Origin of the sequence: Streptomyces sp. NPDC046985, from assembly GCF_040644415.1 — a bacterium.
GTDB lineage: Bacteria > Actinomycetota > Actinomycetes > Streptomycetales > Streptomycetaceae > Streptomyces.
The window spans coordinates 165,551-185,871 of the sequence record NZ_JBEYWK010000005.1 but is presented as its reverse complement, the minus strand read 5'-3'; the positions used below and the strand labels follow the sequence as shown (position 1 = coordinate 185,871).

Annotated in this window: 18 protein-coding genes; 7 read left to right on the top strand and 11 right to left on the bottom strand. The window is 75.5% G+C overall.

What is annotated here, in order from left to right; all coding sequences use genetic code 11:
• The first annotated feature begins 1,099 nt into the window (after positions 1-1,099).
• Entirely contained in the window at positions 1,100-2,302 is a 1,203-nt protein-coding gene (locus tag ABZ861_RS08530) for an amino acid deaminase/aldolase (RefSeq protein ID WP_361625815.1), read from the top strand.
• Positions 2,303-2,439: 137 nt separating this feature from the next.
• Here ABZ861_RS08530 and ABZ861_RS08525 read toward each other — a convergent pair whose 3' ends face one another.
• The 3 genes from ABZ861_RS08525 to ABZ861_RS08515 are packed head-to-tail and all read right to left on the bottom strand — an operon-like array spanning position 2,440 to position 6,028.
• Positions 2,440-3,240 (bottom strand): 3-oxoacyl-ACP reductase, encoded by an 801-nt coding sequence (locus ABZ861_RS08525; RefSeq protein ID WP_361625812.1) that lies wholly within the window; start codon positions 3,238-3,240, stop codon positions 2,440-2,442.
• Entirely contained in the window at positions 3,237-4,616 is a 1,380-nt protein-coding gene (locus ABZ861_RS08520) for an aldehyde dehydrogenase family protein (RefSeq protein WP_361625809.1), read from the bottom strand. The genes ABZ861_RS08525 and ABZ861_RS08520 overlap by 4 nt, the downstream gene beginning before the upstream one ends.
• A gap of 11 nt (positions 4,617-4,627) precedes the next feature.
• Positions 4,628-6,028, bottom strand: a complete 1,401-nt coding sequence (locus ABZ861_RS08515) for a glutamine synthetase family protein (protein WP_361625806.1) — start codon at positions 6,026-6,028, stop codon at positions 4,628-4,630.
• A 126-nt stretch (positions 6,029-6,154) separates the two neighbouring features.
• Here ABZ861_RS08515 and ABZ861_RS08510 point away from each other — a divergent pair, with 126 nt between their 5' ends.
• Together ABZ861_RS08510 and ABZ861_RS08505 are read left to right on the top strand one after the other, a co-directional pair.
• Positions 6,155-7,018 (top strand): FCD domain-containing protein, encoded by an 864-nt coding sequence (locus tag ABZ861_RS08510; RefSeq protein ID WP_361625803.1) that lies wholly within the window; start codon positions 6,155-6,157, stop codon positions 7,016-7,018.
• A 181-nt stretch (positions 7,019-7,199) separates the two neighbouring features.
• Positions 7,200-7,916 (top strand): gamma-glutamyl-gamma-aminobutyrate hydrolase family protein, encoded by a 717-nt coding sequence (locus ABZ861_RS08505; protein WP_361625800.1) that lies wholly within the window; start codon positions 7,200-7,202, stop codon positions 7,914-7,916.
• Positions 7,917-8,086: 170 nt separating this feature from the next.
• On the opposite strand, the gene ABZ861_RS08500 is transcribed toward ABZ861_RS08505, so the two are convergent.
• The gene (locus ABZ861_RS08500) at positions 8,087-9,112 is read right to left on the bottom strand and encodes a LysR family transcriptional regulator (RefSeq protein ID WP_361625797.1); all 1,026 of its coding nucleotides are present in this window, start codon (positions 9,110-9,112) and stop codon (positions 8,087-8,089) included.
• Positions 9,113-9,182: 70 nt separating this feature from the next.
• Here ABZ861_RS08500 and ABZ861_RS08495 point away from each other — a divergent pair, with 70 nt between their 5' ends.
• A complete protein-coding gene (locus ABZ861_RS08495) occupies positions 9,183-10,364 on the top strand; it encodes a C4-dicarboxylate ABC transporter (protein ID WP_361625794.1) in 1,182 nt (393 codons plus the stop codon).
• Here the strand turns inward: ABZ861_RS08495 and ABZ861_RS08490 are convergent.
• Positions 10,276-11,022 (bottom strand): helical backbone metal receptor, encoded by a 747-nt coding sequence (locus tag ABZ861_RS08490; RefSeq protein WP_361625791.1) that lies wholly within the window; start codon positions 11,020-11,022, stop codon positions 10,276-10,278. The genes ABZ861_RS08495 and ABZ861_RS08490 overlap by 89 nt on opposite strands.
• Positions 11,022-11,588 (bottom strand): XRE family transcriptional regulator, encoded by a 567-nt coding sequence (locus ABZ861_RS08485; protein ID WP_361625788.1) that lies wholly within the window; start codon positions 11,586-11,588, stop codon positions 11,022-11,024. The genes ABZ861_RS08490 and ABZ861_RS08485 overlap by 1 nt, the downstream gene beginning before the upstream one ends.
• A gap of 557 nt (positions 11,589-12,145) precedes the next feature.
• Between ABZ861_RS08485 and ABZ861_RS08480 the strand changes: the two genes are divergently transcribed.
• From ABZ861_RS08480 to ABZ861_RS08470, 3 genes are all read left to right on the top strand, one after another.
• Positions 12,146-13,075 carry a 5'-3' exonuclease gene (locus ABZ861_RS08480; RefSeq protein ID WP_361626217.1) on the top strand — a complete coding sequence of 310 codons (930 nt, stop codon included), beginning with the start codon at positions 12,146-12,148 and terminating at the stop codon, positions 13,073-13,075.
• A gap of 103 nt (positions 13,076-13,178) precedes the next feature.
• Positions 13,179-14,027 carry a siderophore-interacting protein gene (locus ABZ861_RS08475; protein WP_361625785.1) on the top strand — a complete coding sequence of 283 codons (849 nt, stop codon included), beginning with the start codon at positions 13,179-13,181 and terminating at the stop codon, positions 14,025-14,027.
• A gap of 468 nt (positions 14,028-14,495) precedes the next feature.
• Complete coding sequence (locus tag ABZ861_RS08470; protein ID WP_361625782.1) at positions 14,496-15,443, top strand: RluA family pseudouridine synthase; 948 nt, start codon at positions 14,496-14,498, stop codon at positions 15,441-15,443.
• Positions 15,444-15,468: 25 nt separating this feature from the next.
• Here the strand turns inward: ABZ861_RS08470 and ABZ861_RS08465 are convergent, their stop codons facing one another.
• From ABZ861_RS08465 to ABZ861_RS08445, 5 genes are all read right to left on the bottom strand, one after another.
• Positions 15,469-17,055, bottom strand: a complete 1,587-nt coding sequence (locus ABZ861_RS08465) for a cytochrome P450 (protein WP_361625779.1) — start codon at positions 17,053-17,055, stop codon at positions 15,469-15,471.
• 74 nt (positions 17,056-17,129) lie between these two features.
• Positions 17,130-17,750, bottom strand: coding sequence for an ATP/GTP-binding protein (locus tag ABZ861_RS08460; protein WP_361625776.1), 621 nt, complete (start codon positions 17,748-17,750; stop codon positions 17,130-17,132).
• Positions 17,731-18,135 carry a DUF742 domain-containing protein gene (locus ABZ861_RS08455; protein WP_361625773.1) on the bottom strand — a complete coding sequence of 135 codons (405 nt, stop codon included), beginning with the start codon at positions 18,133-18,135 and terminating at the stop codon, positions 17,731-17,733. Before ABZ861_RS08455 ends, ABZ861_RS08460 begins: the two co-directional genes overlap by 20 nt.
• Positions 18,132-18,539 (bottom strand): roadblock/LC7 domain-containing protein, encoded by a 408-nt coding sequence (locus ABZ861_RS08450; protein WP_361625770.1) that lies wholly within the window; start codon positions 18,537-18,539, stop codon positions 18,132-18,134. The genes ABZ861_RS08455 and ABZ861_RS08450 overlap by 4 nt, the downstream gene beginning before the upstream one ends.
• Complete coding sequence (locus ABZ861_RS08445; protein ID WP_361625767.1) at positions 18,536-20,161, bottom strand: ATP-binding protein; 1,626 nt, start codon at positions 20,159-20,161, stop codon at positions 18,536-18,538. Before ABZ861_RS08445 ends, ABZ861_RS08450 begins: the two co-directional genes overlap by 4 nt.
• Between the last annotated feature and the right edge of the window lie 160 nt (positions 20,162-20,321).

Below are 20,321 nucleotides of genomic sequence, written 5' to 3'. Positions count from 1 at the left end.
GGCGCCGTATCGAGGCCGGGGCGCGAGCCCGGAATCGGCGCCGTTTCGCGGCAGCGGTGCGGGATCGGGGTCGACCCCGTATCGGGGCCGGGGTGCGGGTTCGGTGCCAGCGCCGTATCGGATCCGGGGCGCGGGCCCGGGATCAGAGCCGAATTGGGTCCGAGGCGCGGGCTCGGAATCGGCGTCGTATCGAGGCCGGGGCGCGAGCCCGGGATCAGCGCCGTTTGGCGGCAGCGGCGCCGGCCCGCGCCGCCCGGGATTGTGACTGGGGGCGCTCCCGGGGGCAGTTGGCGTCCCAGGAGTGCCGTCCGCACCGCCGCCGCGCGCCTCTACGACACCGGGCGCCCCCGCGGCCGAGCGCTCAGCAGCGGCAAACGTCTCAGCGGCCGAGCGCTCACCCTCGCGAGGCGCCCCGGCAGAAGCCGCCTCAACAAACTGTGCCCCAAGGGGTCGTGCTTTGGTGCCAGGCGCGGACGGCCAACCTTCCTCGCCGTCTTCACGCGCCCTCACCGCCCCCGGCCGCGCCCCGGCCGGACGGCCGATGCGGGGCGGGGTGTCGGGGAAGCGGGCCGAGGCGGGGGGCGGAGGCGGAGTGCTCGGCGCGGTCTCCGGCGGCTCGGCGAGGCGGGGGGACGGGCCGAAGTCCGGTGCGGCGAAACGCAGTTGCCCAGACGGAGGTTCCCCGGGCGGAGATTCCCCGGAGGGCTCGCCCGCGGGCGCGGCGGACGGCTGCGGGGGGCGCGACGGCCGCGGGGGCCGCGGAGGATGCGGGGGCCGCTGAGGACGCGGCGGAACCGGGGCGTGGCGCGCGTCCGTGCTCATGCACCCCCCGTTTCCTCGTGCCGGGCCGTCGCTCCGGGCGCGGCCGTCCTCGTCGCCGTGCCGGCGCCGACGCGTCGTCACCGGGCTTGCATACCCGTACGCACGAAGTGCCATCCCGGCTCAACCGAACGGCCGGGAGCGTTCCGCCGTTCCGGCGTACGTCGCGTCACTCTACGGGCTGAAGGCGACGGGACGGGAACCGGTCGGCGGCCGCGGCAGGGCTTCTGCCCGGAACGTCCCCCTACCCTGCGGTAATCCCGTCTGGCAGGCTGCGTCCATGACTGCGCGCGCCGCCGACCGGGCCCGTTACGACCGGGCTGCCGCCCGTCTCGACGCCCCGCTGGCGATCGTCGACCTGGACGCTTTCGACGCCAACGCCGACGACCTCGTCCGCCGGGCGGCCGGGAAGCCGGTGCGGGTCGCCAGCAAGTCCGTCCGCTGCCGCGCCCTGCTCGAACGGGTGCTCGCCAAGGAGGGGTTCGCGGGCGTCATGTCGTTCACGCTCGCCGAGTCGCTGTGGCTGGCCCGCTCCGGCTTCGAGGACGTGCTGCTCGCCTACCCGTCCGCCGACCGGGTCGGCTTCGCGGAACTGACCGCGGACCCCAAGCTGGCCGCCGCCGTCACGGTGATGGCGGACGACCCGGCCCAACTCGACCTGATCGACGCCGCACGCGAGGGCGGCCGCGAAACAGTGCGCGTCTGCGTGGAGTGGGACACCTCGCTGCGGCTGCTGGGCGGACGGGTCCGGGTGGGCGCGCTGCGCTCCCCGCTGCACTCCCCCGGTCAAGTCGCCGACCTGGCGAAGGCAGTGGCCCGGCGGCCGGGCTTCCGGCTGGTGGGGATCATGGCGTACGAGGGTCATGTGGCGGGCGTGGGCGACGCGGTGGCGGGGCGGCCGCTGCGGTCGCGGGCGATCCGGCTGATGCAGTCGGCCGCGCGGCGGGAGCTGGCGGAGCGGCGCGCGGCAGTGGTGCGGGCGGTCCGGGAGGTGGCGCCGGACCTGGAGTTCGTCAACGGCGGCGGCACGGGCAGCGTCCAGCACACCGCGGCGGAGGACGCCGTCACCGAGATCGCCGCCGGCTCGGGGCTGTACGTGCCGCGCCTGTTCGACGACTACACGTCCTTCCGCGGCCGTCCGGCGGCGCTCTTCGCGCAGCCCGTGGTGCGCCGCCCCGGGGTGGGTACGGTCACGGTGCTGGGCGGCGGCTATCCGGCCTCGGGCGCGGCGGGCGCCGACCGGCTGCCGCAGCCGTATCTGCCCGAGGGGCTGCGCTACGACTCCCGGGAGGGGCCGGGCGAGGTGCAGACCCCGCTGCTCGGTCCCCCCGCCGACGACCTGCTGATCGGCGACAAGGTGTGGTTCCGGCACGCCAAGGCGGGCGAGTTGTGCGAGCGGTTCGACACCCTGCACCTGGTCGAGGGCGACCGGGTGACGGCGGCCGTGCCGACGTACCGGGGCGAGGGGCGCACGTTCCTGTGACGGTCCGGCGGCGGACCCGTCCCGGCATGCGCCGCGCGCCCCGGTGACGGCCCGGCATGCGCCGCGCGCCCCGGTGACGGCCCGGACGCCCCCGGTGACCTTCTCGATGTCGCCCAGCGGCGGCCCGTCCGCCCCGGCTACAGCGGAGTGACGTACGCCCCGGAGATCCCTCCGTCCACCAGGAAGTCGGCGGCGTTGACGAAGGAGGAGTCGTCGCTGGCGAGGAAGGCGACGGCGGCGGCGATCTCCTCGGCCTCCGCGAACCGCCCGAGGGGGATGTGCACGAGCCGGCGCGCGGCCCGCTCCGGGTCCTTGGCGAACAGCTCCCGCAGCAACGGGGTGTTGACCGGCCCCGGGCACAGGGCGTTGACCCGGATGCCCTCGCGGGCGAACTGCACGCCCAGTTCACGGGACATGGCGAGGACGCCGCCCTTGGACGCGGTGTAGGAGATCTGCGAGGTGGCGGCGCCCATCCGGGCCACGAAGGAGGCGGTGTTGATGATGGAGCCGCGGCCCTGGCGCCGCATGTAGGGCAGGGCGGCCTTGCAGCACAGGTAGACGGAGGTGAGGTTGACCTCCTGGACCCGCTTCCACGCCTCCAGTCCGGTGTCCAGGATCGAGTCGTCGTCGGGCGGCGAGACGCCGGCGTTGTTGAAGGCGACGTCGACGCTGCCGTAGGCGTCGTAGGCGGTCTGGAACAGCGCCTCCACCTGGGCGGGGTCGGTGACGTCGACCTTGACGAAGAGTCCGCCGACCTCGTCGGCGGCGGCCGTGCCGCTGGTCTCGTCGACGTCGCCGCAGACGACGTGCGCGCCCTCGGCGGCGAGCCGGCGTGCGGAGGCGAGGCCGATGCCGCTGCCGGCGCCGGTGACGACGGCGGTGCGGCCGACGAGGCGGCGGCAGACGGCGCTCGGGGCGCCGGGACGGGGTGCGCTCACTGTGCGGGGCCCTCCGTGCTGATGAAGACGTTCTTGGTCTCGGTGAAGGCGGCCAGCGCGTCCGGCCCGAGTTCGCGGCCGACGCCGGACTGCTTGAAGCCGCCGAACGGGGTCCAGTAGCGGACGCTGGAGTGGGAGTTGACGGACAGGTTGCCGGCGCGCACCCCCTGGGCGACGCGCAGGGCGCGGCCGAGGTCCCGGGTCCACACGGAGCCGGCGAGGCCGTAGGGGGTGGCGTTGGCCAGGCGGACGGCGTCCTGTTCGTCGGTGAAGGGCAGCAGGACGGCGACCGGGCCGAAGATCTCCTCGCAGGCGGCCGGACCGTCCGGCCGCTCCCCGGTCAGCACGGTCGGCGGGAACCAGAATCCGGGTCCGTCGGGCGCGGCGCCGCGCAGCGCGGGAGCGTCCTCGGGGACGTACGACCGCACGCGCTCGACCTGCTGACGGGAGATCAGCGGGCCCATCTGGGTCGTGTCGTCGGCGGGGTCGCCGACGACGACGGCGGCCAGCGCCTCGGCGAGCAGGTCGCGCACCTCGTCGTAGACGGACCGCTGGACCAGGATGCGGGTGCGGGCGCAGCAGTCCTGCCCGGAGTTGTCCAGGAAGGAGAACGGGTCGACGGCGGCGGCGAGATCGGCGTCGGCGAAGACGATGTTCGGGCTCTTGCCGCCGAGTTCGAGGGTGACGGGCTTGGTGTGCCGGGCGCAGCGCTCCATGACCTCGCGGCCGGTGCGGGTGGAGCCGGTGAACACGATCTTCGCCACGCCGGGGTGGTCGACCAGAGCGCGGCCGGTGATATGGCCGTGGCCGGGCAGCACTTGGAAGAGGTGCTCGGGCAGGTCGGCCGCCAGGGCGAGTTCGGCGAGGCGCAGGGCGGTGAGCGGGGTGGCCTCGGCCGGTTTGAGGAGGACCGCGTTGCCCGCGGCGAGGGCCGGGAAGGCGCCCCAGGCGGCGATGGGCATCGGGAAGTTCCAGGGGGCGATGACGCCGACCACGCCGAGGGGTTCGAGGAAGGTGACGTCCCAGCCGCCGGGGACCGGGATCTGCCGGCCCAGCAGGCGTTCGGCGCCGCCGGCCGCGTAGAGCAGCAGGTCGCGGGCGTTGCCGGCCTCCCAGCGGGCGTCGCCCAGCAGGTGGCCGGCCTCGCGGACCTCCAGCCGGGCCAGTTCCTCGGCGTGCGCGTCGACCTCGTCGGCGAACCGGCGCAGCAGCCGGGCCCGGTCGGCGGGGGCGGCGGCCGCCCAGGTGCGCTGGACGTCGCCCGCGCGGGCGACGGCGCGGTCCACGTCGGCGGCGCCGACGGCCGGCACGGTGGCGAGGAGTTCTTCGGTGGCGGGATTGACGACGGACAGTTCGTGCTCGTTCGGGTGGGGCACGGCGGGACCCTTCACAGGCGCTCGAAGGAGCGGCGCAGCTCCCAGTCGGTGACCGCCGCGTCGAAGGCGTCGAGTTCGACGCGGGCCATGTTGCGGTAGTGGGCGACGACCTCGTCCCCGAAGGCGGCCTGGGCGATCTCGCTGCTCTCCCAGAGCGCGGCGGCCTCGCGCAGGGTGGTGGGGACGTGCTCGTACGCGGCGGCGTAGGCGTTGCCGGGACAGGGGTCGGGCAGCGGGAGCTTGTGCTCGACGCCGTGCAGGCCGGCCGCGATCAGTCCGGCGACCGCCAGGTACGGGTTGACGTCGCCGCCGGGCAGCCGGTTCTCGAAGCGCAGGGACCGGCCGCGGCCGACGACGCGCAGCGCGCAGGTCCGGTTGTCGTGGCCCCAGGCGACGGCGGTGGGGGCGAAGGAGCCGGGCTGGAAGCGCTTGTAGGAGTTGACGTTGGGCGCGTAGAGCAGGGAGAAGTCGCGCAGGGCGGCGAGCTGTCCGGCGAGGAAGTGCCGCATGACCTCGGACATGCCGCCCGGGGCGCCGGGGTCGCCTGATGCGCGCCGGCCGTCCGGGGAGGCGGCCGCCATGACGTTGGTGCCGTCGGCGTCGGTGAGCGAGAGGTGGATGTGGCAGGAGTTGCCCTCGCGCTCGTTGTACTTGGCCATGAAGGTGAGCGAGACGCCCTCCTGGGCGGCGATCTCCTTGGCGCCGGTCTTGTAGACGGCGTGCTGGTCGCAGGTGACGAGGGCTTCGGCGTAGCGGAAGGCGATCTCGTGCTGGCCCGGGTTGCACTCGCCCTTGGCTGACTCGACGGTGAGCCCGGCGTCGGCCATGTCGTTGCGCAGCCTGCGCAGCAGCGGCTCGACGCGGCCGGTGCCGAGGATGGAGTAGTCGACGTTGTACCGGTTGACCGGGGTCAGCCCCTGGTAGCCGCGGTCCCAGGCCTGTTCGTAGGTGTCCTGGAAGGCGATGAACTCCAGCTCGGTGCCGACCTGGGCGGTCCAGCCGTGCGCGGCCAGCCGGTCCAGTTGCCGGCGCAGGATCTGCCGGGGCGCGGCGGCCACCGGGGCGCCGTCGTTCCAGGCGAGGTCGGCGACGGCCAGGGCGGTGCCGGGGTGCCAGGGGAGGCGGCGCAGCGTGCACAGGTCCGGGCGCATGGCGAAGTCGCCGTAGCCGCTGTCCCAGGAGGACATGGCGTAGCCGTCGACGGTGTTCATCTCGGTGTCGACCGCGAGGAGGTAGTTGCAGCCCTCGCTGCCGTGGTGCAGCACCTCGTCGAGGAAGAAGCGGGCGGCGAACCGCTTGCCCTGGAGCCGTCCCTGCATGTCGGGGAAGGCGAGCACCACGGTGTCGATCTCTCCGCCGGCGACCAGGGCGTGCAGTTCCTCGACGGCGAGCGGGGGTGTGCGGTCTGCCACGGGCGAGCCTCCTATGGGCTGTGCTGCGCCGGCCGGGAGTCGTCGCCGCCCGGCCGGCCGTGGAGCCGCGGGACGGCGGCTCTAAGGTATAGGCGAAGACCATTGGTTGGGAAGGTGCGTGGCCGGATGGCGCGGGACACGGAACCGGGCGGTCCGCCGGACGGGGAGGCGCGGACGGCGGGGGACGCGCGGGCGGAAGGTCCGCAGAAACCGCAGGCGCGGGCGGGAGATCCGCGGGACGCGCAGGCGCGGGAAGCGCGAGAGGCGCGGGCGGGAGGTCCGCGGGACCGGCTCGCGGCGGTGCTGCGGCCGGTGCGGGCGGGCAACGGCTTCGAGGAGGCGCTGGAGCAGATCCTCCAGGTGGTGCGGCTCGGCCTGGTGCCGGCCGGCGAGCGGCTGCCCGCCGAGCGGGATCTGGCGGAGCGGCTGGGGATCAGCAGGGTGACGCTGCGCGAGGTGCTGCGGGTGCTCCACCAGCAGGGCCTGGTGGAGTCGCGGCGCGGGCGCTACGGCGGCGCGTTCGTGCTCCCGCGCGGGGACGGGGGCGGCGAGGACGCGCTGCGGCGCCGGGTCGCCGGGGTGGACGTCGAGGACGTGCTGCGGTTCCGCGAGGTGCTGGACGTGGGGGCGGCGGGGCTGTGCGCGGCGCACGGCCTGACCGGCGACGGCGCGGCGCGGCTGCGCCGGGCGCTGGAGCGCACCCGCGACGCGCCGCTCGGCGAGTACCGCCGGCTGGACACGCTGCTGCACCTCACCCTCGCCGAGTTGTCCGGCTCCCCCCGCCTCACCGCGCAGTACGCGGCGGTACGCGCCTCGGTCAACGACCTGCTCGACTGCATACCCCTGCTGGTGCGCAACCTGGAGCACTCGCAGCGTCAGCACGGCGCGCTGGTGGAGGCCGTCGTGGAGGGGGACGCGGACGCGGCGCGGGAGATCATGCGGGAGCACTGCGCGGGCACGGCGGCCCTGCTGCGGGGATTCCTGACGTGAGCGCGTGGGCCCCGCTCAGCCCGAGGGGCGAAGGCGCGTCGCGAGGCGGAGGCGCGTCTGAGGCGGAGGCGCGTCCGAGGCGGAGGCGCGTCCGAGGCGGAGGCGCGTAGCAAGGCCGCCGGGCGGCACGCCGCGCTCAAAGGTGCAGGGTCACACCATTACCGTAGGCAGGGAGGGGCGGATGACCGTACGACGAGCGCCGGGGCGGCCGCTGATCGGCATCAGCACGTACCTGGAGACCGGCGCCAGGTGGGGGGTCTGGGAGCTGGAGGCGGCGCTGCTGCCCGCGGGCTACCCGCGGCTGGTGCAGCGGGCCGGAGGGCTCGCCGCGATGCTGCCGCCCGACGCGCCGGAGAGCGCGCCCGGCGCCGTGGCCCGGCTCGACGGGCTGGTGATCGCGGGCGGCCCGGACGTGGAGCCCGCCCACTACGGCGCCGCGCGCGAACCCCTTACGGGACCGCCCGCCCACGCCCGCGACGCTTGGGAACTCGCCCTGATCCGGGCCGCCCTGGCCGCGCGCGTCCCGCTGCTCGGCGTCTGCCGGGGCATGCAACTGCTGAACGTCGCCCTCGGCGGCACCCTGGTCCAGCACCTGGACGGGCACGCCGAGGTCGTCGGGGTCTTCGGGGAGCACCCGGTCACGCCGGTGCCCGGCACCCGGTACGCGGCGGCCGTTCCCGAGACGACGACCGTCCCGGCCTACCACCACCAGGCCGTCGACCGTCTCGGCCGCGACCTGCTCGCCTCGGCCCACGCGGCCGACGGCACGATCGAGGCCATCGAGCCGCCCGCTGCCGCCCCGTGGACCCTGGGCGTCCAGTGGCACCCGGAGATGGCCGAGGACACCCGCGTGATGCGCGCCCTGGTCCAGGCGGCGGTGGCACGGACGTCGGAGTGACGGAGGAGCGCGCCACCCCCGGCTGCTCCGGGCCGCCCTGTCAGCACACCGCCACCGCACCGCCACCGCCACGGACCGTCCGCCCACACACACGCGAAGGTGCCCGTGGCGGCACCCGCCGCGCCCCTACGGGCCCCCGCAGTGCTGCCGCCGTTGCGAGCGCCGCCCTGTCAGACCGGAGCCGTAGGACCGGAGCCCGGGGCGCCGTGGCGGGTCAGGGAGAGGAGGTCGCGGGCCGGGCCCGCCGGGCGGTGGCCGGTGGGCCAGACCGCGCGCAGGGCGCGGCGCAGGGTGACGCCGTCGACCGGGACGGTCACCAGGCGGCGCAGGGACAGCTCGTCGCCGACCGCGAGTTCGCTCAGCACCGCCGGTCCCGCGCCGCTGACCGCCGACGCCTTGACCGCCGTGGTCGTGGACACCTCGATCAGCGGGCGCGCGAGGCCGCCCAGCGCCGCGTCCAGCACCTGCCGCGTGCCGGAGCCCTCCTCGCGGAGGATCAGCGGCGTCGCCGCGAGTTCCGCCGCGTCCAGCGGGCGCCGGCGGCGGGCCCACGGGTGAGCGGGGGCGGTCACCACGATCAGGCGGTCGTGGGCGATCACCGCCGAGTCCAGGCCGGACGGCGCCGACAGCCCCTCCACGAACCCGAGGTCCGCCTCGTCCGCCAGCAGCCGCTCGGCGACCGCCGCCGAGTTGCCCGCGAGCAGCGACACCGCGGTGTCCGGACGCCGGGCGCGCAGCGCGATCAGCCAGCCGGGCAGCAGGTACTCGGCGATGGTCATGCTCGCCGCCACCCGCAGCCGCGAGTCGCGCCGGTCGCGCAGCGCCTGCGCCCCCGCGTCGAACGCCTCCGCCGCCGCCACGACCCGCCGCGCCCAGTCCGTCACCAGGGCGCCCGCCTCCGTGAGCCGGGACCCGCGCGGCGAACGGTCCACCAGCGCCACGCCGAGCCGCCGTTCCATGGCGCGGACGCGGCTGCTCGCCGCGGGCTGGGTGATGCCGAGTTCCCTGGACGCGCCGCCCAGGCTGCCCAGGCGGGCCACCGCGAGCAGCAGCTCCAGCGCGCCGAGGTCGGGCACCCGGTGCGCCAGCGACGCCCCGGCCGGGCGCCCGTCCGCGCGGCCGCCGGGCGCCCGGCCCTCCGGACCCCCGCCGGGGCCTCGGCGGCCCGCGTCGCGCTCGCCCTCGGTTCTCCTCATAAATCCAGCTTATGCCCTGAGAGACAGAAAGCCCCTGGCGAGCGCGGTGGACCTGCGCGAACCTCGCATCATGGTCACCGCAGCCCCGCCCCTGTCCGCCCCGGCGCGGCCCCACGCGCCCCGCCCCCGGTTCACCGCCGTCCGCCATCTCGGCCCGAACTGGTACGGCTCCGTCATGGGCACCGCCGCCGTCGGCACGGCGGGCGCCGCGCTGCCGGTGCACGTGCCCGGACTGCGCACGGTGTGCGCCGCCGTCTGGGCCCTCTCCCTGGTGCTGCTGGCCGTGCTGCTGACCGCTCGCGTCCTGCACTGGACCCATCACAGCGACCAGGCGCGGGCCCATCTGCGCGACCCCGGGGCGGCCCCGTTCTACGGCTGCGCGTCGATGGCCCTGCTGGCCGTCGGCGGCGGCGCCCTGGCGGTGGGACGGGACTGGATCGGGGGCCCGGCGGCCCTCGCCCTGGACGCCGTGCTGTTCACCGCGGGCACGGCGGTGAGCCTTGTGGCCGCCGTGGCGGTGCCGTACCTCATGACGGTGCACCACCGGATCGAGCCGCGGCAGGTGACGCCGGTGTGGCTGCTTCCCCTGGTCGCGCCGATGGTCTCGGCGGCGCTGGGACCGGCCCTGGTCCGGCGTCTCCCGGCCGGGCAGGCCCGCGAGACGCTGCTGCTCGGGTGTGCGGCGCTGTTCGGGCTGAGCCTGCTGGCGGTACTCGCTCTGCTGCCGCTGATCATGGGACGGCTGCTTCTGGCAGGACCGCTGCCCCTCGCGCTCACCCCGACCCTGTTCCTCGTCCTCGGACCGCTCGGGCAGTCCACCACCGCCGTCGCCGCCCTCGCCGACGCGGCCCCCGGCGCCGTGCCCGCGCCCTGGGCCTCCGCGCTCGGGGTGTGCGCCGTGCTGTACGGGGTCCCGGTGACCGGCTTCGCCCTGCTGTGGTTCGCCTTCGCCGCGGCCCAGACGGCGCGCGCCGCCCGGCGGGGCATGGGCTTCGCGATGACGTGGTGGGCCTTCACCTTCCCCGTGGGCACCTGCGTGACCGGCGCCTCGGCGCTCGCCCGGCACACCCGTCTCGCCGCCTACGAGGGCCTGGCGCTCGCCCTGTACGCGGTGCTGGCGGCCGCGTGGCTCGCGGCGGCCGCGCACACCGTCCGCGGCCTGCTCAGCGGAGCGCTGCTCGCAGCGCCTCGCCCAGCACCCGCGGGGCCTCGGCCAGCGACGGTCCGTACCAGGTCAGGTGCCGTCCGCTGACCAGCGCGCAGGCCAGCCCGGGAAAAGCCTCCGGCCCGTCGTCGGCGGTGAAGCGGTAGGGCTCGTCGGGCAGCACCACGACGTCCGGCGACGCCGCCCGCAGTTCCTCCACCGGGATGCGCGGATAGCGTTCGGCGTGCCGCGCGTGGACGTGCTCGACGCCGAGGCGGGCCAGGACGTCCCCGGCGAAGGTGTCCCGGCCCAGCACCATCCAGGGGCGGCGCCAGATCGGCACGACGGCGCTCACCGGGCGCCCGGGGGCGGAGAGCGCCGGGAGCGCCGGGTGCGCCGGGAGCGCTGACCAGGCGGACTCCGCCCGGTCCAGCCAGCTCGGGCGCCCCGTCGCTCCGCACGCCTCCAGCACCCGCGCCAGCTCGGAGAACGCCTGCGGCACGTCGCGCACCTCGGTCACCATGACCTCGACGCCGGCCGCGCGCAGGGCGTCCAGGTCGGGCGCGCGGTTCTCCTCCTCGTTGGCGAGGACGAGGTCGGGGGCGAGGGCGGCGATCCGGTCGACGTCGGGGTTCTTGGTGCCGCCGACCCGCACCGCGTCTAGGTCCGGCGGGTGGCTGCACCAGGCGGTGGCGCCCACCAAGGCGCCGGGCAGCGACACGGCGACCGCCTCGGTCAGCGACGGCACCAGGGAGACCACCCGCATCAGCGCGTCCGGTCCTGCACCGCCTCGATGTGCTCGGCCACGGCCACCACCACGACCCGGGTGTCGGGCACGGTGGCCCGCCAGCGGTGGCGCACGCCGCCGGTCAGGTACATGGTGTCGCCGCGCGCCAGCCGGTAGGCCCGGCCCTCCGCCTCGATCTCCACCGCCCCGTCGGCGACGTACATCAGCTCGTCGTTGCGGTGCTGGAACTCCCGGCCGGCGTCGTGGTCGCCGGTGAACTCCGAGGCGTGGAGCTGGTGGTGGCCGCGCACCAGGGAGCGCACCCGCGGCTCGGGCGCCAGCTCGGTCAGCTCGGCGCGCACGACGTCGACGCTGCACGCCGGGTCGGCCGCCGCCAGCAGCTCCACCGCGGTGGTGCGCAGGGCGTCGGCGACCTTCTCCAGGGAGCTTCGGCTGGGGCGGGCCCTGTCGTTCTCGACCTGGCTCAGGAAGGGCACCGACAGGCCGCTGCGCTCGGCCACGACGGCGAGGGTGAGGTCGAGCGCCCGGCGGCGGCGCCGCACGGCGGCGCCCACCCGAAGGGGCTGTTCTTTGTGATCGCCCATCGCTCCGGCTCCCTCCTTCGCCCGTCGGTCAGTCCGCCGTCCGCCGTTCCGTCCGCCGTCCGGGGCCCGCCTCGGGGCGCACCGCTGACGATGACCACTCTGCACCCTACGCAGGTTCAGCGAACCGTTTCATGCCGTCGTCGCATCCCCGCGAGGTTCGCCGAAGTCCGCCCTCGCGGTTCGCGGCGATGGTACGGCCGTTTCTCCAGCGTGGAGTACCGGACTGCCGAGTACCCCCGTACCCGGGTGGTGACGGATGAGCGTACCGGTATGGGTGGGACCGTGCCCCGGCGGCCCGGTGCGCGCGGCCGCCCGGCACGACGGGGCCCCGGGAAACGGCCGAGGGGCGGGCCCGGAGCCCACGGCGTCAGGACCGCGGGACCGGGCCCGCCCCTCGGGCGGCTGCGGCGCGGCGACGGTTACGAGGTCATCCGCCCGGCCACGTCGGGGTGCTGCTTCAACCAGGCGGAGACCGCGTCGTCCTCGTATCCCTGGCCGCGCTGGTTGATCGCGCTCTCCAGGCTGCCCACCGGTCGCTGTCGGCGCCGTGCGGCATGATGCGAGGCGTGACCGGACGACTGATGCTCCTCGACACCGCATCCCTGTACTTCCGCGCCTTCTTCGGCGTCCCGGAGTCGGTCCGGGCCCCGGACGGCGCCCCGGTGAACGCTGTGCGCGGGCTGCTCGACTTCATCGACCGCCTGGTCAGGGATCACCGGCCCGACCGTCTGGTGGCCTGCATGGACGCGGACTGGCGGCCCGCGTGGCGGGTCGAGCTGATCCCCTCCTACAAGGCGCACCGCGTCGCCGAGGAGCACACCGGCGCCCCCGACCGGGAGGAGGCGCCCGACGCCCTCACCCCGCAGGTCCCGGTGATCGAGGCGGTCCTCGACGCCGTCGGCATCGCCCGCGTGGGCGTCCCCGGCTACGAGGCGGACGACGTGATCGGCGGCTACGCCACGCGGGCGGACGGCCCGGTGGACATCGTCACCGGCGACCGGGACCTCTACCAGCTCGTGGACGACGCGCGCGGCGTGCGGGTGCTGTACCCGGTCAAGGGGGTCGGGACGCTCCAGATCACCGACGAGTCGACGCTGCGCGAGAAGTACGGGGTGGACGGCAGCGGGTACGCGGATCTGGCGCTGCTGCGCGGCGACCCGAGCGACGGACTGCCGGGCGTGCCCGGCGTCGGGGAGAAGACGGCGGCCCGGCTGCTCGCCGAGTTCGGCGACCTGGCGGGGATCCTCGCGGCGGTCGACGACCCGAAGGCGAAGCTCACCCCGTCGCAGCGCAAGCGGCTCGACGAGGCGCGCCCTTACCTGGCGGTGGCGCCCACCGTGGTCCGGGTCGCCGCCGACGTCCCGCTGCCGGACACCGGCACCGCCCTGCCGCGCGCACCGCGCGACCCGGCGGCCCTGCACGAGCTGGCCGCCCGCTGGGGACTGGGAGGCTCTCTCCAACGGCTGCTCGCCACTCTCGCGGAGTGAGACGCGGCGGACCGCCGGGCGGGCGAGACCCCGCGGAGCGGGCGCCGGGCCCCGGGAAGGTGCTAGCTTAGGTAAACCTAAGCATAGTGATAGGGAGCCCGACATGGCAGATCGTCCGGCGCGTAAGCCTCGGAAGACGCACACCGCGCAGGTGATCCGCACCGAACGCCTGACCCCGCACATGCAGCGCGTCGTGCTCGGCGGCGACGGCCTCGCCGACTTCTCCGCCGACACCTGCACGGACCACTACGTCAAGCTGCTCTTCCCCGCCGAGGGCGCCGTCTACCCCGAGCCCTTCGACATGGAGCGCGTCCGCGCCGAACTCCCCCGCGAGCAGTGGCCGGTGACCCGGACCTACACCGTGCGCGCCTGGGACCCCGAGCAGCGCGAGCTGACCCTGGACTTCGTCGTGCACGGCGACGCGGGCCTGGCAGGCCCCTGGGCGCTGCTCGCCCAGCCCGGCGAGTCCGTGCACTTCATGGGCCCCGGCGGCGCGTACGCCCCCGACCCGACCGCGGACTGGCACCTGCTCGCCGGCGACGAGAGCGCGCTGCCCGCGATCTCCCGCTCCCTGGAGGCGCTGCCCGCCGGGGCCAAGGCGTACGCCTTCGTCGAGGTCTCCGGCCCCGAGGAGGAGCAGAAGACCGACTCCGACGTGGAGGTCGTCTGGCTGCACCGCGGCGAGCGTCCCGTCGGCGAGGCGCTGGTGGAGGCGGTCCGGGCCCTCGCGTTCCCCGAGGGCCGGGTGCACGCCTTCGTGCACGGCGAGGCCGGCTTCGTGAAGGAGCTGCGCAAGCTGCTGCGCGTGGACCGCGGCGTCGCCCGCGAGGAGATGTCGATCTCCGGCTACTGGCGCCTCGGCCACAACGAGGACGGCTGGCAGGCGTCCAAGCGGGAGTGGAACGCCCGGATCGAGGCCGAGCAGGAGAGCACGACGGCCGCCGCCGCGTAAGTCGCGGCGGGATGTCGCCGCGGGATGTCGTGGCGGGGCGACTGACGCGGTGCGGCGCGGCGGGGTGGTTGACGCGGGGCGACGTTGCGGGCGGCGCGGCGGACGTCGGATGGCATGGCGGGGTGCCTGACGCGGGGCGGCGCGGCGGACGTCGGACAGTGCGGCGGGCGCGGCGGACGGCGCGGCGGGGTGCCTGACGCGAGGCGACGCTGCGAGCGCGGGGCCAGGCGACGGACGGCGCTGCGGGCGCGGGGCGACGGCGGCGGGGAGCCTCCGTAACGGCAGCGGGCGTCGAGCCCGTAGGGGGCCGGACGCCCCGTAGCAGCGGGCGCCGAGCCCGAAAGAGGGCCGGACGCCCCGTTGCAGCGGGCGCCGAGCCCGTAGAAGGCCGCAGCGCGCCGCGGAGGGCGCGAGCCCGTGCGAGCCCGGCCGGTCACCGCGGCCGGTCACCGCACTAGGCTTCAGCGGGTGAGACGCAAGACCCCCGTGCCGCCCGCTCCCCTCCCCCAGCTCCGCGGGGTGGACCCGGTGCGTGTGCGGCTGCCCGCGGCCGGGCGGTGGGCCACCGTCCGCGAGCACCTGGTCGAGCGGCTGACGGGCGCCGGACCGGGCGCCGTCGAGGCGATGTTCGCGGACGGCGCGGTCGTGGCGGCCGACGGGCGGCCGGTCGCACCCGACGCACCGTACGCGCCCGGGATGTTCGTGTGGTTCCACCGGCAACTGCCCGAGGAGGTCCCGGTGCCGTTCCCGCTGGAGGTGGTCCACCGGGACGACCACCTCGTCGTCGTCGACAAGCCGCACTTCCTCGCCACCACCCCGCGCGGCAGCCACGTCGCCGAGACCGCGCTCGCCCGGCTCCGGCGCGACCTGGGCCTTCCGGCGCTCGGCGCGGCCCACCGCCTAGACCGGCTCACCGCGGGGCTGCTGCTGTTCACGGTGCGCCCCGAGGAGCGCGGCGCGTACCAGGCGCTGTTCCGCGACCGCCGGGTGCGCAAGGAGTACGAGGCCGTCGCCCGGTACGACCCGGACCTCGCGCTGCCCCGTACCGTGCGCAGCCGGATCGTGAAGGAACGCGGCGTGCCGGCCGCGCGCGAGGCGCCGGGCGAGCCGAACGCGGTCACGCGGGTGGAGCTGATGGAGCACCGGGCCGACGGCCTCGCCCGGTACCGGCTGACGCCCGGCACCGGGCAGACCCATCAGCTCCGCGTGCACATGAGCGCGCTCGGGCTGCCGATCCTCGGCGATCCGCTCTACCCGGCGGTGACCGATCCCGCGCCGGGCGACTTCCGCCGCCCGCTGCAACTGCTCGCCCGCGCGCTGGAGTTCACCGATCCGGTCACCGGCGCCGCGCACCGGTTCCGCAGCCGCCGGACGCTGGGCGCCTGGTCCTCCCCCGCGCAGTGGGCGGGCCGCTGACCGCGGTACGGGGCGCCCCGCCGGGTCACTCGCCGCGCCACCAGCGCACCAGCCGCCGCCACAGCCCCGGCGCGGCGCCGCCCGCCCCGGCGTCCGGGGCCGACGGCCCGCGCACACCGGTCTCGGCGTCCGCCGTCGCCACCCCGGCCGGATAGGGAGCGGGCCGGCGGTGAGGACGCGCGGCGGCCCCCGGTCCGTCGCCGTCCAGCACCTCGCCCGCCGGAGCGCCGGGATACGTCGCCGGGGCGCCGCGGGACGCCGACGCGGTGCCGATCTCCCAGGCGGGGCGCGCCTGCGGGACCGGCTTCGGGGTGTGGCGCGGCTGCGACCGTACGTCCTGCTGCGACCTCGGGGTGAAGCGCACCGGCAGCTCCACCAGGTGCTGGGAGGCGATCGACTCCGTCCAGCGCAGCTCCTCCTCGGCGCAGTCGAGGCGGATGTCCGGCAGCCGCATGAGCAGGGCGTCGACGCCGACGTCGGCGATGGCGCGGCCGATGTCCTGACCGGGGCACTCGTGCGGGCCGCCGCTGAAGGCGAGGTGGGAGCGGTTGCCCCGCATGTCGGCGGACCGGTCGGGCCGCACCCGGGGGTCGACGTTCGCCGGCGCGATGCCGAGCAGCAGCCCGTCGCCCGCGCGGATGCGCTGCCCGCCCAGTTCCGTGTCCTGCTTGGCGAAGTAGGCGAAGATCGTGCTGAACGGCGGCTCGTCCCACAGCGACTGCTCCACCGCCTCCGGCACGGTCATCTGGCCGCCGTTGAGCTGGGCGCGGAAACCGGGGTCGGTGAGCACCCGGCGGATGGTGTTGGCCAGCAGATTGGCGGTGGCCTCGTAGGCGGCGATGAGCACCAGCCGCAGGTGCTGGCCCACCTCGTCGTCGTCGAGGCCGGCCGGATGGCCGACGAGGTGGCTGGCGAAGTCGTCCTCGGGCCGGGCGCGGCGGCGGGCGGCCAGGCGGCGCAGGCAGCCCATGATGTACTCGTTGCTGGCGATGGCGGTCTCGGTGCCCCTGAGCATGTCGCGGGCGGCCTGCACGATCCGCTCGTCGTACTCCTCCGGCATGCCGAGGATCTCGCACATCACCGCCATCGGCAGGTGCTCGGCGAACTGGTCGACGAGTTCGGCGCGGCCCGACTCGCAGAAGCGGTTGACCAGGCGCTGGGTGGCCCGGCCGATGTGGCGGCGCAGCCCGCGGTGATCGATGGTCGCGATGGCGGCGTTGACCGCGCCGCGCAGCCGCTGGTGCTCGTCGCCCTCGGCGTGCGAGCAGATCGGCTGCCAGGCGATGTGCGGCATGAGCGGGTGGTCGGCCCGGACCATGCCGTTGCGCAACGGGGTCCAGACGCGGCTGTCCCGGGTGAAGTGCGAGGGCGTGCGCACCATGTGCAGGTTCTCGGCGTGGCCGAGGACCACCCACATCGGGACGTCGTCGTGCAGCAGCACGGGCGCCACCGGGCCGTGCTGCTCGCGCAGCCGCTCGTACAGGGCTCTCAGGTCGGGCGCCTCGTGCAGCCGGTGCAGCCCGCCGAGCCCGGCGCCGTGCGCCGGGCAGCCGGGGGGCGGATCGAGGGCGCGGGCGGGAGAACCGGTCACGGGGTGGGGTTCACGGGTCACGGCGGTCGCTTTCTGCGGCGGAGGACGGGACGGTTCGGGGGCGGCGGGACGCCCGGGTCAGCGCAGCGAGCCGGTCAGCGCAGCGAGCCGGTCAGGGCGAGGGAGTGCAGGAAGCGCATCAGGGTCAGCAGGACGTCCCGGCTGGAGGCGCGGCGGCGCACGTCGCACTCGACCATCGGGACCTCCTCGGCCAGGTCGAGCGCGGCGCGCAGCTCGGCGATCGGGTGACGCGGCCCGCCGGGGAAGGAGTTGACGGCCACCACGAAGGGCACGCCGCGTTCCTCCAGGCGGCCCATGACGTCGAAGCTGACCTCCAGTCGCCGGGGGTCGACCAGCACCACCGCGCCGAGCGCGCCCTCGAACAAGCCGTTCCACAGGAACCAGAAGCGTTCCTGGCCGGGCGTGCCGAACAGGTAGAGCACCAGCCGCTCGGTGATGCCGATGCGGCCGAAGTCCATCGCCACGGTGGTGGCCGTCTTGGACGCGGAGCCGTAGTCGTCGTCCACTCCGACGCCCGCCTGGGTCATGGTCTCCTCGGTGGTCAGCGGCCTGATCTCGCTGACCGAGCCGACCATCGTCGTCTTGCCCACCCCGAACCCGCCGACGATCACGATCTTCACCGCGGCCTGGGCGGTGGGCGGCAGATGGTCCTCGACGCGCGGGCCGGGGAGGGTGTCAGAGCCGTTGGAGTCCATGCATCACCGCTTCGAGGAGGGAACGGTCGGGGAGCGCCTGGCGGACGATCGGGGCGCGCGCCTGCACCGTCTCGGCCGTCAGCAGATCGGTGACCAGGACGGTGACCGCGCTGAACGGCAGACCGAGGTAGGCCGACAGCTCGGCCACGGACAGCGGGGCGGCGCACAGCCGCAGCAGCGCGGTCTGCTCCGGGGTGGCGGACGGGGGCGCCTCGGCGCGGGCGACGATCAGGGTCACCAGGTCGAGCGCGGCGCGGGCGCCGTCCGCGCCGGCCACCACGTACAGCCGCTCGGGGTTCTTCCCCTCGCCCGGCCGCGCGGGCTGGTCGGGGCGCTCGGGCGGCTTGCGCGCGGGGTCGCCCCGCCGGCCTCGGGGAGATGTCATACGGTCTGCCCGGAATGCCGGGGCGGGCTGGTCAGATGGGCGCCGATGCGGACCACGAGGTCGCGCATGCGGGCGCTCATCATGCCGGGCTCGGTGCGGACGTCGGCGAGCACGGCGAGGTAGGCGTTGGCGCCGGCGGACATGAGGTAGAAGTAGCCGCCGTCGATCTCGATGATCACCAGTTTCATCCGGCCGTCGCTGCCCGGGATCTCCACGGCGACGGCGCCCGCCAGGCTCTGGAGTCCCGCGCAGGCCGCCGCGACCCGGTCGGCGGCGTCGGGGTCGCCGCCGTAGCGGGCGATGCGCAGGCCGTCCGCGGAGAGCACCACGATCATCTCGATGCCCGGGACGCCGTCGTCCAGCTCCTTGAGCATCCAGTCGAAGTTGGCTCGCTGCTGGATCACGTGAGGTCCCCCTCGTCGTCGGCCCCGTCCCGGGCGGGCTTCTCGATCAGGTGCAGGTAGGCGGTCGGGTCCTGGGTGAACGCGGTCGGGTCGGCGCCGGGGTTGTCCTTCTTCAGGCCGTCCCAGAAGGCGTCGACCCACAGGCCGGGCTCGCGCTCTCGCGCGGCGGGCGCGGGCTCGGGCGCGGCGGCGGGCTCCGGCGCGGTGCGCGGCGGCCGGTTCTCCAGCTCAGCGCGTTCGGCGGCGGCCTGTTCGGCATAGCGCTGGCTGAGCGGGACCTTGACCCGGCTGCGGCGCTGCGGCAGGCCGTTCGCCGTCCATTCGGAGACCTCGGGGGTCTCGTCCTCCAGGGCCGCGGCGGCGGCCACGCGGGGACTGGTGGGGCGGCGGCTCTTGGGGACGCGCTGGGGGCCCGCCACCGCGTCCTCGCCGGGCTGCGGGAGGGACGTGGCGCCGATGCCGTGGGCGAGGCCGGGGGCCGGTTCGGCGGTCATCATGGCGCCGGGCACGATCAGCACGGCGCGGACGCCGCCGTACGCGGAGGCCCGCAGGGAGACCTGCATGCGGTACGCCGTGCAGAGGCGGCCGACCACCGCCAGGCCCAGGCGCGGGCTCTCGCCGAGTTCCTGGAGGTCGACGCCGGCTTGGGCGGCCTCCAGCATGCCCTCGATCCGGGCGCGGGACTCCTCGGTGAGGCTGACGCCGCCGTCCTCGATCTCGATGGCGACGCCGCTCTGCACCTCGACCGCGGTGACGTGCACCTTGGTCTGCGGCGGCGAGTAGCGGGCGGCGTTGTCCAGCAGTTCGGCCACGGCGTGGATGACCGGCTCGACGTCGGTGCCCCGGATGTTGACCTTGGCGATGGAGTGCAGCTCGACGCGGCGGTAGTCCAGGATCCGGGACATCGCGCCGCGCAGCACGCTGTAGAGGGTGACCGGGTTGGGCCACTGGCGTCCGGGGCGGCCGCCGCCGAGGACGGAGACGGAGTCGGCGAGCCGCCCGATCAGCGCGGTGCCGTGGTCGATGCGCAGCAGGTCGTCGAAGACCTCCGGGCTGCGTCCGTGGTCTTCCTCCATCTCCCGTAGTTCCCTGGCCTGTTGGTGCACGATCGCCTGGACGCGCCGGGCGATGCTGACGACGGAGCGCTGCGTGGAGTCGCGCGTCGTCTCCTCCTGGTCCACGATCGTGAGGATCATGCGGACCACGGCGCGCTGCGACTCGGGGATCCGGCCCCATTCGGGGTCGCCGTCGATGACGTCGCGCAGCACCTCCCGGGGGGTGTGACCGGCGCGCAGGTAGCCGACGGCCGCTGGGATGATCTCGGCGCCGAGGTAGGCGACCTGCTCGTCGTGGGAGGCGACGCGCTGCTCCAGATACGCGGTGCGGCGGGCGTACTCGGCCCGCTGGTCGCGCACGGCGCGTCCGCGGCGGACCGCTTCGGCGCCCGCGAGGACGACGAGCAGGGTGGCGACGGCGCCGCAGCAGCCGACGGCCAGGCGGGCCGGGTCCGCCACCAGCGCGACGGCGCCGCAGCAGACCGCCGCCATCAGCACGGCCGGCAGCACCAGCACGCGGGCGTCGGGACGTTCACGGCCGCCGGGGGGCGATTGGACACTCACCATGTAAGCCCTCTGAGACGAATCGACTGGGTTCGGGGCAGCTTTCAAGGGGGTACGCCAGGCGTACGCAGGGCGGCCGGCGGGAGGTCTCTCGCATCTCCGCCGCCATGCCGCATGGGGTGCCGAACACCTGAACACCCCTCAACTCGGTGCGCTGCGGGCG

Coding starts and splice junctions, on each gene's coding strand:
- ABZ861_RS08495 (WP_361625794.1), top strand. CDS start 9,183: ATGGTCACCGCAGCCCCGCCCCTGTCCGCCCCGGCGCGGCCCCACGCG.
- ABZ861_RS08460 (WP_361625776.1), bottom strand. CDS start 17,750: ATGGACTCCAACGGCTCTGACACCCTCCCCGGCCCGCGCGTCGAGGAC.
- ABZ861_RS08485 (WP_361625788.1), bottom strand. CDS start 11,588: ATGGGCGATCACAAAGAACAGCCCCTTCGGGTGGGCGCCGCCGTGCGG.
- ABZ861_RS08500 (WP_361625797.1), bottom strand. CDS start 9,112: ATGAGGAGAACCGAGGGCGAGCGCGACGCGGGCCGCCGAGGCCCCGGC.
- ABZ861_RS08480 (WP_361626217.1), top strand. CDS start 12,146: ATGCGAGGCGTGACCGGACGACTGATGCTCCTCGACACCGCATCCCTG.
- ABZ861_RS08510 (WP_361625803.1), top strand. CDS start 6,155: ATGGCGCGGGACACGGAACCGGGCGGTCCGCCGGACGGGGAGGCGCGG.
- ABZ861_RS08490 (WP_361625791.1), bottom strand. CDS start 11,022: ATGCGGGTGGTCTCCCTGGTGCCGTCGCTGACCGAGGCGGTCGCCGTG.
- ABZ861_RS08455 (WP_361625773.1), bottom strand. CDS start 18,135: ATGACATCTCCCCGAGGCCGGCGGGGCGACCCCGCGCGCAAGCCGCCC.
- ABZ861_RS08475 (WP_361625785.1), top strand. CDS start 13,179: ATGGCAGATCGTCCGGCGCGTAAGCCTCGGAAGACGCACACCGCGCAG.
- ABZ861_RS08505 (WP_361625800.1), top strand. CDS start 7,200: ATGACCGTACGACGAGCGCCGGGGCGGCCGCTGATCGGCATCAGCACG.
- ABZ861_RS08445 (WP_361625767.1), bottom strand. CDS start 20,161: ATGGTGAGTGTCCAATCGCCCCCCGGCGGCCGTGAACGTCCCGACGCC.
- ABZ861_RS08530 (WP_361625815.1), top strand. CDS start 1,100: ATGACTGCGCGCGCCGCCGACCGGGCCCGTTACGACCGGGCTGCCGCC.